We start from the raw sequence: 15,895 nt of genomic DNA on the forward strand, positions 1-15,895 counted from the left end.
CCGGACTTGAGCATGAACGAGCCAGCACAAAACTCCCCCGCCTACGTTGTACTCGGCGCCGCCGGGGGCATCGGCGCAGAGACATGCAGGCGACTGAGCGCCGCCGGCGCCAGGTTGCTGCTCGCGGGCAGGCCCTCGGACCGGCTCACAGCGTTAGGCGAAGAACTCGGCGCACCAACCCATCCGCTCGACGCGACGCGAACCGAAGAGGTGGAAGCCGCCTTCAAGGCCGCGGTGGACTCCTTCGGCCCGATCGCCGGGGCTGCCAACTTTGTCGGCTCGTTGCTGCTCAAGCCCGCCCACCTGACAACCGACGAGGAATGGGATTCGGTGGTCGCCACCAACCTCCGTTCGGCCTTCGCCACGGTGCGTGCAGCCGCCAAGACGATGCGTCGTTCGGGGGGATCGGTGGTCCTGATCTCCTCGGCTGCCGCCCAACACGGGTTCGCCAACCACGAGGCGATCGCAGCCGCAAAAGCGGGGGTGAATGGGTTGGTCTTGTCAGCCGCCGCGACGTACGCCCCGTACGGCCTACGGTTCAACGGCGTGGCGCCCGGCTTGACCAAAACACCACTCACCGAGTCGATCTGGTCAAAAGAAACGTCGGCCGCCGCCTCGCTCGACTTGCACGCGGCCGGCCGCCTGGGTGAAGCGGGCGACGTGGCGTCCGCCGTCGTTTGGTTGCTCGATCCGCCGAACAATTGGATCACCGGCGAAATCCTCGCCGTCGACGGCGGCTTGGCCCGAATCCGACCGACGAAGAGGCTTGGCTCGAATTGATTTTTCTCGAGCATGGGGGCGATGTCCCACTGCCCGTCCAGCGGAGCACTTGGTCAATACTGGACACTCCGAATGACCTGGGCCGACGACCCCATAAACAATCAGGGGCAGTGACTCAGAACTTCAGGAACCCATCAAAAAACGGGTCGGCGCCATCTGGCGCCGACCCGTGCGAGGAGCGGAGGACATGGGACTCGAACCCACAACCCCTTGCGGGGCGCCTGATTTCGAATCAGGTTGCTAGCCAATTCGCTTATCCTCCTTATCGCGCGGTTTGCTTCCGCCTGAGGCGAAACCTTACTACGCTTGCCGCGAGCCTTTGCTCCCGGGCCCTATAGTTTATCGCACTCCGGCTGGGCCGGCAAGAACGGCTTAGAGTGGGGGCACGGCTTAGAGCAAGGGCGGGGGAGGGGCGTTGCGGATCGGATGGGGTAACGGCGTCTTTGATGGCGGGGGGCCGCTCTGAAACCCGTCCCCGGCCCGCACAGCCGGAACAACCCGATGGCCCCGGTGCGGGTGGCGACGCTTCTTCCGGCCGCGGGGGGATATGCCAGTTCGACGAGATGGACGCGATGTGCTTGCCGTCGCGTGATTGTTCCATCCTTGGCGCTAGGGGGCCGATACCTGGTGGGTGAAGCGGCCGTTCGCATGACGGGCCGCGGCCCTCCCCACCGGCGGCTTCGCCCCTCCCGAAGCCCCACAGCTCGAGTCCGAAAGCAGGCATGGATACCACGATTCGCATCGTCACCCGCGGCGCCAACGGCGAGATCCGCAGCAAGGACTACAGCCACACCGACGCCGTGCTGAAAATGCACACGCAGATCGGCATCGACGACTGCAGCACCGACCTGGCGCTGCGCGGGCTGCCGGTGTTCCGCGGCTTGATCGGCCCGATGCCGGACGCCAAAGGGGTGGTTCGCTACGAGTCGCCCGACGTGTTCGAGACGCTCACCAAAGAGTGGGGCGCTCCGGCTCCGAAACGCACGCGTCGGCGTAAGCCGACGGTGTAAGCCGTCCCGCCACGCGGGGGCGCCTGTCGGCGTTCGGGCATGTTCCTCTAGCCCCTGCCACCGGCGCAACCGGTAAATTGCTAGACGGGACCCGTGGCCTTGGCTATGATCGGGGCACTGACCGGCTCATTGTGCGCCGGCTCGCGGCCGCTCTTGCGGCCCCCGAACCACCGCTAATTCTGCCTAATGCAGTTCTGACAGCCCGCCCTTCGTGACTGCTCCCTGCGGATTATCTGCGGGGTGAATCTTTCTGGGCTGTCGCCGTGGCGCTCTGCCGCGGCCCTCTCAATGCAGACTCAAGTCGACCCATGAAATGGTCGCCTTAGGAATGGCCTCGTGCTGCTCGGCGCGACGCATGTTCCCGCCGGCTGGCGAATCTTGCCTGTCTGGTCTGTTCACCTCTCTTGTTCTACCCGCCCACCAAGCGTCCGCACCAATAGCCCCCCTCGCCAACTTAGATGACACCCCACCGCATCTCTCAGCAAACACTCGTTGCAGCACTCTTTCTGTCGGCCCTTTCGGCGGCGGCTTCGGTTGCGATGGCCGATAGCCAAACCGCCACCGTGAGCCCGGTGGTCGTCGGCGGTGATTTGCCGTACCGGCTGTCGGTCCGGCGGCTCGACTACAGCGACGTGGAGTTGCCGAGCCTGCACTCGTTTGCGGCCGGCGAATACGACGGACAATGGGTGCTCATCGGCGGTCTGACGAACGGCTTGCACGGCTTCGACATCGACCAGGGGACCATCCCCGAGTCGAAGCAGAACCGTGACGTCTGGGTCATCGATCCCGAGACCCGCCAGTCGTGGCGACGCACGCTCGATCCTGCCGACGCGGGCAGCGGGCTCACCGATCTCGAGGTGCTGTCGATCACGCCGGCGAACACCGAGTTCGAGCAGGTGGGCGACCGTCTCTACGTGACGGGCGGTTACGGCGACAACGACCCGAACGACGACACGGCCCGCGGCACGTTTGGCGTGCTGAGCGAGTTCGATCTGTCTGGGTTGGTCGACTGGGCGAAAGGGGGCGCGGGGCAGGCGTCCGATCATTTGCGGCAGGTCGAGGACGAGCTGTTCCAGGTCACGGGCGGTTCGCTGCACGAGGTCGACGGCAAGATGCACCTCGTCTTCGGCCAGGACTACGAGGGCCGCTACCGCGGCCGTCTCAACGGCGAGTACACCAAGCAGGTCCGCACGTTCACGATCGAAGCGGACGGCGCCGACCTGGAGTTCACCCACCTCGGGTCGTCGACGCCCGAAGAGCACTACCGCCGCCGCGACCTGAACGTTTACTCGTCGCTCAGCGTCGAGGGGGACCAGTTGGTCGAAGGGATCACGGTCTTGTCGGGCGTGTTTACCGAGACCGACGGCATCTGGACCGTGCCGGTCGAGATCACGGCCGACGGCGTGCCGACCCAAGCCGACGGCGGACTCGACGCGATGAATGCGGGCGGTGTGCTCGACGCGGAGGCGGGCGTTTTCAAGCAGGCGATGAACAACTACCACTCGGCCAAGTTCGGCCTGTTCGACGAGTCGACCGGCTCGATGCACGAGGTGCTGCTCGGCGGCATCACTTACCTGGAGTACGACCCCACGAACCCGGCGGCAGACGCCGACGGGTTCGTCGCCGACGGGGACTTCCCCAACACGAACCAGATCACCTCCGTGATCCGCAACTCGGACGGCTCGTACGAGCAGCACTACCTGGGCGAGTTCCCGGAGATGTACACGCTCGACGGCGAACGGATGCGTTTCGGCGCCAACGCCGAGTTTTTCCTCACGCACGACGTAGCTACTTACGACAACGGCGTGATCGACTTGGACGCCTTGACGATCGGCCAAGAGTCTCACGTGGGCTACGTCTACGGCGGTCTGATCGCCAACGCGCCGCACGTGTTCGGCAACCCAATAGGCTTGTCGTCTGCTAGTGGCGAGATTTGGGAGGTAGTGGTGATGCGGGCGCCGGAGCCCGCGGGCTTGCTGCTCGTGGCGACGCCGCTCGCCGTCGCGCTAGGCTGCCGACGCCGCGTCTGAGCCGCTCACCGCACGGTGACCACCTCGACCGGCCTGCTGCTTGTCACTTGGTAAAGATCGCCGCGGCGGTCTTGCAGCGGCAGCACCGTGCCGAGCTCGCGCTGCACCGCCAGGTCGTTCAGGTCCAGCTCGGCGATCACCACCATCTCGGTGTTCGGCTCGGCCTCGGCCAGCACGCCGTCTTTGGGAAACGAGAAGTCGCACGGCGTGCAGACCACGGCCTGGCCGTAGTTGATCAGGAAGCTGCGCACCTGCGGCAGGTTGCCCACGCAGCCGGCCGCGACGACGTAAATCACGTTCTCGATCGCACGGGCCTGGGCGCAGTGCCGCACGCGGCAGTAGCCCTTGCGCTCGGACGTGGCGAAGGGCACGAACAGCACCTCCAGGCCGTGGACCGTTTGCAAGCGGGCGAGCTCGGGGAACTCGACGTCGTAGCAGATGAGGATGCCGATCCGGCCGAGCGGCGTGTCGAACACGCGGATCGCGTCGCCCGGGATCATGCCGTAGTAGGTCCGCTCCACGGGCGTGATGTGCAGCTTGTCCTGGGTGTGGACCTCGCCGCTGGGCGTGAAGAGGTGGGCGGTGTTGAGCAGTTCGCCCTCCTCGTTGAGCACCGGGTGCGAGCCGCCCACCAGGTACAGCCCGTGCAGCATCGCCATCCGCTGGCAGAGATCGACGTACTGGCCGTGCATCGCCGCCAGCTCGCGCACCGCCTGCATCGACTCGAACTCGTGTGAGATCGTGCTGAACAGCTGGGCGGTGAACATCTCGGGCAGCAGCAGGAAGTGGCAGTGGTTCTCGTTCGCCGTGTCGGCGAAGAACTCGACCTGACGCTCGAACTCGTCCCAGGTCTCGATCGGCCGCAACTGGTACTGGCCCGCGCAGACGCGGATCTTGCGCACCGTGCGACGGATCGGGGCGCCGGCGATCATTCGCTTGGCCGGGTCGAAGCCCGCGTTGGGCATCTCCAGCAGCGTGGCGTAGTTCATGCTCTCGGCGTCTGACAGGTAGCCGTAGTGAACGCCGTGCACTTGGTAGCCCGCCTTCAAGTGGACCGACAACGCCGGGTCCTTGCGTTCGCCGCGTTCCACGGAGGCTACGTACTCCGCCGCGGTCATCCTCTTGGCCACGGCGGCGTAGCCCGGCAGGCGGCCGCCGGCGATCATCCGCCGCAGGTTGAGCCGTTTCATCAGTGCTCGGCGCCGCTTGTAGAGCGCCTTGGCCACGCCCTGGCCGCGGAAGGACGGGTCGACCGCGATGTCCGACCCGTACAGCGAGTCGCCCGCCGGGTCGTGTGTGCTGAACGTGCCGACGCCGGTGATCTCGTCGTACGAGTGCCACGGCGTGCCGTCGTCGACCTGCACGATGAGCGACGCGCAGTAGCCGATCACCTTGCCCCCCCATTCGGCGAGGTACTGCCCCTCGGGGAAGGCGGCCAGCTGCATGCCGAACTTTCGTTCGTCCTGAAGGCTCTCGGCGGCCAAGTTGGGATAGGCTCGCCGCTGACAGGCGACGATCGCCGGGATGTCCGACTTCTTCCAGCGGCGGATTTTCAGGTCGGTGACTTTTTCAGCAGCGGCCATTGGCGTCAGGGTCATGCCTAGGGAGGAGTGTCCCCTTGCTCGAGGACTGAGAGATGATCCGCTCTGCCGAGAGCGCCCGCAAGCCGCCTTGGGCTGGAGTCGCCGACCAGCGCGCCAGAAACGGCCGCCATGATTGAACGGGGATCAACAAGGAAGCACGGCGACCAGCACTCGGGGCAGACACCGACTGCTGGTCGTCATGCACGACATGCTCCAAGGCAAACCAGCGTGACTGAATCCCCGCTTCAGAACCCGTGGAGTTGGGAGGAAGGGGTGGAGCTTTCGTTATTGAGCCGAACTCAGCAAATGGCCCGCGCTTTGCTTGGGCACGTGGGAACCATTCAATTCGGCTTGTTGCTCATGGCGACCGCCGCCCAATCCTCTCACGAACAAAATCAAAATCTCATGGCCAACGATCAGTCCAAGCAAGGCATGGGCGGGGAGCCTCATCAAGTGAGCGGCGGAGACGACCCTCGGTTAACGACCAACCAAGGCCTGGTCGTCAGCGACGATCAGAACACGCTGACCGTCGGTCCCCGCGGCCCGCAAGCGCTCGAAGACTTTGTTATGCGTGAGAAGATCACGCACTTCGACCACGAGCGGATCCCCGAGCGGGTGGTCCACGCCCGCGGCTACGGCGCCCACGGCTACTTCGAGCCTTACGAGTCGGCCGCCGACCTCACCAAGGCCGCTTTCCTGCAAGACCCGAAGCAGCGCACGCCGGTGTTCGTGCGGTTCTCGACCGTGGCGGGTCGCGCGGGGTCGTTCGACACGGCGCGCGATGTCCGCGGCTTCGCCGTGAAGTTCTACACCAGCGAGGGCAACTACGACCTGGTGGGCAATAACATCCCGGTGTTCTTTATCCAGGACGCAATCAAATTCCCGGACCTGATCCACAGCGTCAAACCGGCGCCCGACCGCGATTTCCCTCAGGCCCAGTCGGCGCACGACACGTTTTGGGACTTTGTCTCTCTCTCGCCCGAAAGCACCCACATGCTGATGTGGATCATGTCCGATCGGGCGATCCCGCGGTCGTTCCGCATGATGGACGGGTTCGGCGTGCACACGTTCCGAATGATCAACGCCAAGGGAGAGGCGAAGTTCGTTAAGTTCCACTGGCGCCCGAAGCTCGGCGCCCTCTCGCTCGTGTGGGACGAAGCGGTAACGATCAACGGGGCCGACCCCGATTTCCACCGCCGCGACCTCTGGAACTCGATCCAGGCTGGCGACTTCCCCGAATGGGACTTCTGCGTGCAAGAGTTCACCGAAGAAGAGGCCGAGGGATTCGACTTCGACGTGCTCGATCCCACCAAGATCGTGCCGGAAGAGATCGTCCCGCTGCGTCGGCTCGGCCGCATGGTGCTTGATCGCACGGTGGACAACTTCTTCGCCGAGACCGAGCAAGTCGCCTTTTGCCCGTCCCATGTGGTGCCCGGCATCGACTTCTCGAACGACCCGCTGCTGCAGGGGCGGCTGTTCTCGTACCTCGATACGCAGCTGTCGCGACTGGGGAGCCCCAACTTCCACCAGATCCCGATCAACCAGCCAAAGTGTCCGATGCAGAACTTCCAACGCGACGGCCACATGCAGATGGACGTCCCCACCGGTCGCGTGGCCAACGAGCCTAACTCGCTCGACGAGGGCTCGCCTCGCGAAGACCCCGAACGGGGTTTCACCTCGTACCCCGCCGAGGAATCGGGCCAGAAGCTGCGCGTGCGGCCCGAAAGCTTCGCCGACCACTACTCGCAGGCCCGTCAGTTCTACAAGTCGATGACCGACCCCGAGAAGCGACACATCGCCGGCGGCTTCGCCTTTGAGCTCGGCAAGTGCAAGGAGTTGAAGGTCCGCAAGCGGATGCTCGGCCGGCTACAGCTGGTGCACGAGGAGCTGCACGACGCGGTCGCCAAGAAGCTTGGCATGGAGGGCGAGGCGGAGAAGCTCGAGCCGGCCGCCCCGGTGCTCGACCCGGATCCCTCGCCCGCGCTCTCGCAGTACGCCGGCTTTGAGGGGGGCATGCAGGGCAAGAAGATCGGCCTGCTCACCACCACAGGCGTCGATTCGCAGCTATACAACGCCTTGGTTGAAGGCGCGAAGCAGGAGGGCGCTGAGGTCGCGCTGATCGCCCCCAAGGCGGGGCCGATCGAGACCAGCCGCGGCAAAGAACTCGCCCCGGATGATTTCCTCGCCGGCGCCCCAAGCGCACTGTTCGACTGTGTGCTGGTCGCCCCGTCGTCCGAAGGCGCCGAGGCCCTGATGGCCGACCCCGACGCGGTCAATTGGGTCCGCAACGCCTACGCCCACCTCAAAGTGATCGGCGTCACCAAGGAGGCGGCGCCGCTGTTGGACAAGGCCCAGGTCGATCCTGGCGCCAAAGGGGTGCTCACCCTCCGTGGCGCCGACGACATCGGCCAATACCTTAAAGGCGTCGCCGCTCAACACCGCGTTTGGGAGCGCGAGGAGGCCATGTCCTAAACCACTTAGAAATGAGCCAAATAGAATCTTATGCGTGGTGAATAACTAAAAATCATCACGGTAAAAACCGGTCGCCGCACATTTTTGTTGGCGTCCTCACTTTAAACAACGAAGCGCCGCGGGGTTCTCTCCGCGGCGCTTCGCATTGCGCGACCGGGTCCGCTATACTCGCAACGCTGTCGTTCTCTTCTCTACCGGTTCTCACGAGATCCAGGCCATGAAGTTCCGGGCGGTTTTTGTTGCGACCATGGCGGTGGCGGGGATGGCCTTAGCCTCAGCACATGCCCCTGCCCATGCTCAAGGGCCCGACGATTTTTATCGCCTCGGCCCCGACTCGCTGCCGCAGGAAGGTGTGCCGAAGGGGAAGATCCACGGTCCGCACGTGCTGCCTTCGGAGGCCTACCCTGGCACACAACACACCTACTGGGTTTATGTCCCCGCCCAATACGACCGCTCGGGGGGCGCCGAGGAAGAAGCCAGCCTGATGGTCTTCCAGGACGGCCACGCCTTCCTGCACCCCGAGGGGCAGATCCGGGCGCCGAACGTGCTCGACAACCTGATCCACCGCCGCGAGCTGCCCGTCATGCTCGCCGTCTTCATCAACCCCGGCCGCACGCCCGAGCAACCCGAACCCGACGCCAGCGAGTGGGGCGACCGCACGACCAACCGTGCGACCGAGTACAACGAGCTCGACGACCGCTACGCCCGCGTCGTCTGCGACGAGTTGCTGCCCGCGCTCGAGGCCGAGTACCGCATCGCGAACGACCCCAATCGGCGCGGCATCGGCGGCGCCAGCTCGGGCGCGATCGCCGCCTTCACCGTCGCCTGGCAGCGGCCCGACGAGTTCCGCAAGGTGCTCAGCCTGATCGGCAGCTTCACGAACATCCGCGGCGGCGACGCCTACCCCGACATCATCCGCCAGAGCGACCCCAAGCCCCTACGCATCTACCTCCAAGACGGCCGCAACGACAACCGCGGCCAGCGCCGCGGCGCGTACGACCCCCGCTGGGACTGGTTCCTGCAGAACACCCGCATGGTTGAGGCGCTGGAAGAGAAGGGCTACGACCTGAACTACACGTTCGGCATCGGCCGCCACAGCTCGGCCCACGGCGGGGCGATCCTGCCCGACATGCTGCGCTGGCTGTGGCGCGACCACGGCTGCTCGGCCGACCCGGAGGACGAGGTGGAGCGGTCTTATCACCTACCGCATATGGAATAGCTAAACCAATCCGAAGCCGACTTGTTGGGCGAATCGCCCTCGATTGGCTCCCTAGACTAATCAGAAAGCAATGATGACGAACCGACTCTTCTGCATCCTAGCTGCACTCAGCCTCTCTGCGCTCGACATTTGCCAAGCGGAGACGCCGGGCGATTCTTATAAGCCGCGGGTCATTAACACCACCGACCTGGGGGCCGACCCCGACGATGAGCAGTCGATGGTGCGTCAGTTGGTTTGCGCCAACGAGTTCGACATCGAAGGGTTGATTGTCGCCACCGGTTGCTGGAAGAAGAACCAGCACGACACCAAGATGCTCGACAAGCTCGTCGACGCCTACGCCGAGTCGTACGACAACCTCAAGGTCCACGCCGAGGGGTTCCCCACGCCCGAGTACCTGCGGTCGATCTCGATCATGGGGCAGAAGGGCTACGGCATGGGCGACGTCGGCGACGGCAAGGACAGCCCCGGCTCGGAGCTGATCATCGCCTCGGTCGATAAGGACGACCCGCGTCCGGTTTGGGTCATGTGCTGGGGAGGCGCCAACAATGTCGCCCAGGCGATCTGGAAGGTGCGTGAAACACGCTCCGAATCCGAGCTGGCCGAGTTCCTCGGCAAGCTGCGGGTGTTCGACATCTTGGGCCAGGACGACGCCGGCGCCTGGATCGCGAAGAACTTCCCCGAGCTGCTCTACATCCGGGCGACGAAGGTTTACGGCTGGCAGCCCTCGGACGAGTACCTCGACGAGCACATCCAGAACCACGGCCCGCTGGGCGCTGTTTACCCCGACCGCAAGTGGGCCACCGAGGGCGACACGCCCGCCTTCATGCACGTTTACCCCAACGGCCTGAACGACCCCGACAAGATCGACCAGGGTGGCTGGGGCGGTCGCTTCGGCCTGACCAAGAAGGCCGGCATCCGCAGCATGCGGCCGGTCAAGAACGAGCCAGAGTTCGACCCTTACCTGATGCACGGCAACACCCCGGATGGCGCCAGCGCCATCAAGCGTTGGAACGAAGGCTACAACAACGACTTCGCGGCCCGCATGGACTGGAGCGTCACGCCCGCGTACTCCGACGCCAACCACCATCCCGTGGCCGTCGTCAGCGGCGACGCGACGCGGAAAGTGCTCGAGATCTCGGCCCAAGCTGGCTCGACCGTGAACCTCAGCGCGGACGGCTCGAGCGACCCCGATGGCGACACGCTCTCGCACCGCTGGTCGTACTACTCCGAGCCGAGCTCCTACGAAGGCGAGCTGCAAGTCCAAGACGGTGATTCGTCGTCCGCTTCCGTCACGCTGCCCGACGACGCCAGCGGCAAGTCGCTGCACTTCATCCTCGAGCTCTCCGACGACGGAACGCCGAGCCTGTTCGCCTACCGCCGGGTCATCGTCAACGTCGATTGACCCGCGCGTGGGTCGTCAACCGACGGCGGGGCGATAGACTAAGTGGATGCCCGCCGAATCCCCTCCCGTCGACAGCCAGGCCGCCGCCGATCGCCAGTCCGTTTTCTCCGCCCACGGCGTGACGAAGACGTACCACATGGGCGAGGTCGACGTGCACGCGCTGCGCGGCGTCGATCTGGAGCTCGCCTCGGGCGAGTTCATCGTGCTGCTGGGGCCCTCGGGCAGCGGCAAGAGCACGCTGCTCAACATCCTGGGGGGCCTCGACACGCCGACCGAGGGCCAGATCCGCTACCGCGGGGAAACGCTCACCGACTTCGACGACGCGGCGCTCACCCGCTACCGCCGCCGCGCGGTCGGCTTCGTGTTCCAGTTCTACAACCTGATCCCGAGCCTGACGGCCCGGGAGAACGTGGCGCTGATCACGGACATCGCCAAGAACCCGATGGACCCGGCCGAGGCGCTCGCCTTGGTCGACCTCGAGGACCGCATAGACCACTTCCCAGCCCAGATGTCGGGCGGCGAGCAGCAGCGGGTCGCCATCGCCCGGGCCGTGGCCAAACGGCCCGACGTGCTGCTGTGCGATGAGCCCACCGGCGCGCTCGACGTCCACACCGGCGTGCTGGTGCTCGACGCGATCCAGCGGATCAACGCAGAGTTGGGCGCCACCACCGCGGTGATCACGCACAACGCTTCGATCGCCGACATGGCCGACCGCGTGGTGCACATCTCCGACGGGCGGATCGCGAGCATCGATCGCAACGAGACGAAGAAAGTGGCTTCGGAGTTGGTGTGGTGAAGCTAACTCCCTCCCCTGGTGGGGAGGACCGGGGAGGGGGGCAGCCCTGGGCACAAGTGCAACCGAAGTCAGAGAACGCCTAGAGCGCACTGCTGGTAGCCGTAGCGTCGTTTTCGCCTTGTCGACGCCGAATCATACCGCCACACACGCTACGCATCTGTGCGATTCGCACTAGTATCCTTCGTCAAAGGTTTCCCGAGTACCCAGGGCTTTGCCCCTCCCTAACCCTCCCCACAAGGGGGAGGGTGCCCAAGTCACTCCGTAATCCACTTACTTCGTGCTCGCCCTCGACCGCAAACTCGTCCGCGACATCGGCCTGATGAAGGGCCAAACGGTGGCGATTGCGTTGGTGGTCGCCGCCGGCGTGGCGACGTTCGTCAACTCGCAGTCGATGCTCCGCTCGCTCGAGTCGACGCGCAGCGCGTTCTACGACCGCTATCGGTTTGCCGACGTGTTCGCCGGCGCCAAGCGGGCGCCCAATTCGTTGCGCGACCGGCTGGGGGAGATTCCGGGCGTCGCCCAGGTCGAGACCCGCATCGTGCAGGGGGTGAACCTCGACGTGCCGGGGCTCGTCGAGCCCGCCACCGCGCAGCTGGTGAGCGTGCCCGACGGCCGCGAGCCGCTGCTCAACCGGCTCTACCTGCGCGAGGGACGCCGCCTGGAGGCGGGCCGCGACGACGAGGTGCTCGCGAGCGAGAAGTTCGTCGAGGCCAACCACCTCGTCATCGGCGACGCGCTCACCGCCGTGATCAACGGCCGCAAGAAAGACCTCCGGCTCGCCGGCGTGGTGCTCTCGCCCGAGTACGTCATGCAGGTCAAGCCGGGCGACCTGGTGCCGGACGCCAAGCACTACGCCGTGCTGTGGATGAACGAGGAGGCGCTCTCGCGCGCGTTCGACATGGAGGGCGCCTTCAACGATGTGAGCGTCGAGCTGATGCGCGGCGCCAGCGAAGAGGAGGTGATCTTCCGCCTCGACCGGCTGCTCGAGCCGTACGGCGGCCGGGGCGCCTACGCCCGACGCGACCAGCTCTCGCACCTGCTCACGGAGGGCGACATCGAGGGGCTCAAGACGATGGGACTCGTGGCGCCGGCGATCTTTCTAGGCGTCGCCGCGTTCCTGCTGAACGTGGTGCTCACCCGGCTCTTGAGCCTGCAGCGCGAGCAGATCGCCGCGCTCAAGGCGTTCGGCTACACAAATCGGGACGTCGGCTGGCACTATCTGAAGTTCGTGCTGCTGGTGACGCTCGCCGGCTCGGCGATCGGCGTCGTGGGGGGCGTTTTCCTCTCGCGGATGTTCACCCGCATGATCGCCGAGGTGTACCAATACCCCGAGCTGCTGCTGCGCGTGCGGTGGGACGTGGTGGCGCTGGCGGCGGGTGTAGCGCTAATGGCAGCCACACTCGGCGCTTTTGGCGCCGTGATGCGCGCCGTGCGGCTGCCGCCGGCCGAGGCGATGAGGCCCGAGCCCCCCGCCTCGTTCAAGGCGACCATCGTCGAGCGGCTCGGCCTCGGCGCCTGGCTGCCGAACGTCGCCCGCATGGTCATTCGCGAACTGGAACGCAAACCGATCAAGAGCGGGTTCTCGATCTTCGCCATCGCGTTGTCGGTGGCGATCGTCGTGGTGGCCAACTGCATGCAGGACAGCATCGACCACATGCTCGACTTGCAGTTCTTCCAGGAGCAGCGTTACGACCTGATGGTCACCACCTTCGAGCCGCTGTCGGTCGATCTGCGCTACGCCCTGGCGAGCGTGCCGGGCGTGCGACTCGTAGAGCCTTTCCGCACGGCGCCCACCCGATTCCACGCCGGCAGCCGCTCGCGACGCGTCTCGCTGATGGGTCTGGAGCGCGGCGGCGAACTGCGACAGATCGTCGGCTCGCAAGGCGAGGTGACCCGCGTGCCGCCGGGCGGTCTGGTCGTATCGAGCATGCTGGCGCAGATCCTGGGGGTCGGCGTCGGCGATTTTATCGAGGTCGAGGCGCTCGAGGGCGAGCGGCGCCGGCTGTCGATGCCGATTGTCGCCACCGTCAACGACGCTTCGGGCCTGAACGCCTACGCCGAGTTCAATGAGCTCAACCGGCTGTTGGGCGACGGCCCGCGGGCCAATGGCGCCCTCGTGGCGATCGACCCCGCGGCGAGCGACGCCATTTACCAAGACCTCAAAGACATCCCGGCGGTGGCGGGCGTGTCGATCAAACGCAACGCCCTGGAGAGCTTCCGCGGCACGATCGCCAAGAACATGCTCACCATGCGGGCGATCAACCTGATGTTCTCGATCATCATCGCGACCGGCGTGGTCTACAACGGCGCCCGCATCGCGCTGTCGGAGCGCAGCCGCGAGCTCGCCACGCTGCGCGTGATCGGCTTTACCCGCCAAGAGATCTCGGCCATCCTGTTGGGCGAGCTCGGCATCCTCACCCTGCTCGCCCTGCCGCTCGGCCTCGTGATGGGCTACGGCATGGCGGCTTTCCTGCTGTGGTTTCTGCAGCAGGAGGTGTTCCGGTTCCCGATGACGGTGGAGAACTCGACCTACGGCTTGGCCGCGAGTGTGGTGCTCGCCGCGTCGATCGCCTCGGCGTTGTTGGTCCGCAACCGGCTCGACCACTTGGATCTGATCGCGGTTCTCAAGTCGCGCGAGTGAATCGAATGCGGATTGCGAAAATCGGATTGCGGATTGCGAGCAACGAAACTCCACGACACGACTCAAAATCACTTTCCACCAGCCATTTGGTTTGTTCATGCTTGCCTTCATCCCGCATTCCGCAATCCCCAATCCGATTTCGTGAAAAACTGGCTCTCCATCTTCCTCGCCCTGGTGGGCGTCGCGTTGCTGGCCGGCATCGCTTACTCGTTCCGCCCCTCGGCGCACGAGGTCGATCTGGCCGTGGTCGAACGCCGCGGATTGCGTGTCACCGTCGACGAGGACGGCAAGACGCGCATCCGTGAGAAGTACGTCGTCTCGGCGCCCTTGGCCGGGCGGCTGCTGCGGATCGATCTCGACCCGGGCGACACGGTCGTACACGACCAGACGGTGCTGGCCACCATCGAGCCGCGCGACCCCGAGCTGCTCGACTCGCGATCGATCGCCCAGGCCGAGGCCCGCGTACGCGGCGCCGAGGCGGCGCTCAATCAGTCGGAACCGATGGTCCGCCAGGCCGAGATCGACCAGGCCGACGCCGAGGCCGACCTCGCGCGCATCCGCCGCGTGCGCGAGAAGGGGGGCGCCACCGAGGAGGCGGAGCTCGACGTGCAGGCGCGCTTCCAACGCGCGAGCGAGCAGCTCCGCTCGGCCCGCTACGCCGGCGAGATCGCCGCGTTCGAACTCGAGCAGGCCCGCGCCGCGCTGCTCCACTCACGACCCGACTCGGCCGGAACGGAGGCCGAGGACTGGACCTTCACGATCCGCTCGCCCGTGGACGGCCGCGTGCTGCGGGTGTTCCAGGAGAGCGCGGCGGTGGTCGGCGCCGGCGCCTCGCTGCTGGAGCTGGGGGACCCTACGGACCTGGAGGTCGAGATCGACGTGCTCTCGAGCGACGCCGTAAAGGTCTCGCCCGGCGACCGCGTGCTGCTGGAGCACTGGGGGGGCGACGCGCCGCTCATCGGCCGGGTGCGGCTGGTCGAGCCGGCCGGCTTCACCAAGATCTCCACACTCGGCGTCGAGGAGCAGCGGGTCTACGTGATCGTCGACCTCGACGCCCCGCCCGCCGAGCGCAAGGCGTTAGGCGACGGTTTTCGAGTCGAGGCCCGCATCGTCATCGACGAAGTGGAAGACGCGCTAGTGATCCCCGCCAGCGCGCTCTTCCGCACCGGCGAAGGGCTCGCCGTGTTCGTCGACGCCGAGGGCGTCGCCGAGCAGCGCACGGTCGAGGTCGGCCGGCACAACAGCCTGGAGGCGGAGGTTACCGCCGGGTTGTCGGAGGGCGAGTCGGTCGTCGTCCACCCGAGCGATCAGGTCGAGGACGGCGTGGCGATCCGCGAGCGCTAACAGAAATCCCCCTCCACCTTCAGGGGGAGGGGGCGCCCGGTACTCGGCTTCTGCATGGCCAAAAATAGTTGGAAAGCGCGCGGCGCGGGCGCGCCAGAACAGTTTTTCGCGCGCGACGCCAAGAAACGCGCCCGAAAAACGCAGCGGGGCGGCTTCGAATGAGGCCGTTGTCGCGAAGAACGCAAGCCGCGCCCGGCAATCATACCCCTGCGGCGCCCAATTATCTTTGTAGCGGCTGTTTCACCAAATTTCGACAATCGCTTTTGGGCCAAACGCGCGGAAGTCATTTTTAGGCCAACGCGATTTTGTTGTAGCTTGGGGCCTGGTCCCGACTTGCGCCGAGAAACGGGCGCCGCCGAATCGACGTAAGTCGCGCAAAACTATTCTTGGGCCAAGGTTTGAGTCGGTTTGGTGGAAGGGGAACCACGACGGAACGACGGAACGAAGGACGTCGGGAGAGGTCTCACGCGAAGACGTAAAGACGCTAAGGAACGGGGGGGTCGTCGCTAGTTCCCAGCAGGCCTGAAGGTCGGCAATAGCTCAGCCCAGGGCAACGCCCTGGGATCAAGCAGCCAGCAACCGACAAAGCCCTGCAGGGCGTGATAAGTAGGAGGCTTG

Annotated in this window: 10 protein-coding genes and 1 tRNA gene; 9 read left to right on the forward strand and 2 right to left on the reverse strand. The window is 65.6% G+C overall.

Annotated elements, in window-relative coordinates; all coding sequences use genetic code 11:
- The first annotated feature begins 12 nt into the window (after window positions 1-12).
- Window positions 13-780, forward strand: coding sequence for an SDR family NAD(P)-dependent oxidoreductase (locus Mal64_RS15920; RefSeq protein WP_146402034.1), 768 nt, complete (start codon window positions 13-15; stop codon window positions 778-780).
- Between the two features lie 179 nt (window positions 781-959).
- Here the strand turns inward: Mal64_RS15920 and Mal64_RS15925 are convergent.
- Window positions 960-1,042 (reverse strand) — tRNA-Ser (locus Mal64_RS15925).
- Window positions 1,043-1,502: 460 nt separating this feature from the next.
- On the opposite strand from Mal64_RS15925, the gene Mal64_RS15930 reads away from it, so the two are divergent.
- Entirely contained in the window at window positions 1,503-1,790 is a 288-nt protein-coding gene (locus Mal64_RS15930) for a hypothetical protein (protein ID WP_146402037.1), read from the forward strand.
- Window positions 1,791-2,248: 458 nt separating this feature from the next.
- A complete protein-coding gene (locus tag Mal64_RS15935; RefSeq protein ID WP_197525817.1) occupies window positions 2,249-3,820 on the forward strand; it encodes a hypothetical protein in 1,572 nt (523 codons plus the stop codon).
- 5 nt (window positions 3,821-3,825) lie between these two features.
- Here the strand turns inward: Mal64_RS15935 and Mal64_RS15940 are convergent, their stop codons facing one another.
- A complete protein-coding gene (locus Mal64_RS15940) occupies window positions 3,826-5,418 on the reverse strand; it encodes a bifunctional GNAT family N-acetyltransferase/carbon-nitrogen hydrolase family protein (protein ID WP_197525818.1) in 1,593 nt (530 codons plus the stop codon).
- 390 nt (window positions 5,419-5,808) lie between these two features.
- Here Mal64_RS15940 and Mal64_RS15945 point away from each other — a divergent pair, with 390 nt between their 5' ends.
- The 6 genes from Mal64_RS15945 to Mal64_RS15970 all read left to right on the forward strand — a co-directional run bounded on the left by Mal64_RS15945 (window position 5,809) and on the right by Mal64_RS15970 (window position 15,277).
- Window positions 5,809-7,875 carry a catalase gene (locus tag Mal64_RS15945; RefSeq protein WP_231993794.1) on the forward strand — a complete coding sequence of 689 codons (2,067 nt, stop codon included), beginning with the start codon at window positions 5,809-5,811 and terminating at the stop codon, window positions 7,873-7,875.
- A 217-nt stretch (window positions 7,876-8,092) separates the two neighbouring features.
- Window positions 8,093-9,094, forward strand: a complete 1,002-nt coding sequence (locus Mal64_RS15950; protein WP_146402043.1) for an alpha/beta hydrolase — start codon at window positions 8,093-8,095, stop codon at window positions 9,092-9,094.
- Between the two features lie 73 nt (window positions 9,095-9,167).
- The gene (locus Mal64_RS15955) at window positions 9,168-10,496 is read left to right on the forward strand and encodes a DUF1593 domain-containing protein (protein ID WP_231993796.1); all 1,329 of its coding nucleotides are present in this window, start codon (window positions 9,168-9,170) and stop codon (window positions 10,494-10,496) included.
- A gap of 46 nt (window positions 10,497-10,542) precedes the next feature.
- On the forward strand, window positions 10,543-11,292 hold the full coding sequence (locus Mal64_RS15960) for an ABC transporter ATP-binding protein (protein WP_146402047.1): 750 nt from the start codon (window positions 10,543-10,545) through the stop codon (window positions 11,290-11,292).
- A gap of 277 nt (window positions 11,293-11,569) precedes the next feature.
- On the forward strand, window positions 11,570-13,933 hold the full coding sequence (locus Mal64_RS15965) for an ABC transporter permease (RefSeq protein ID WP_146402049.1): 2,364 nt from the start codon (window positions 11,570-11,572) through the stop codon (window positions 13,931-13,933).
- 141 nt (window positions 13,934-14,074) lie between these two features.
- Window positions 14,075-15,277, forward strand: a complete 1,203-nt coding sequence (locus Mal64_RS15970; RefSeq protein ID WP_146402051.1) for an efflux RND transporter periplasmic adaptor subunit — start codon at window positions 14,075-14,077, stop codon at window positions 15,275-15,277.
- Window positions 15,278-15,895: the final 618 nt, after the last annotated feature.

Origin of the sequence: Pseudobythopirellula maris (assembly GCF_007859945.1) — a bacterium.
Classification (GTDB): Bacteria; Planctomycetota; Planctomycetia; order Pirellulales; family Lacipirellulaceae; genus Pseudobythopirellula; species Pseudobythopirellula maris.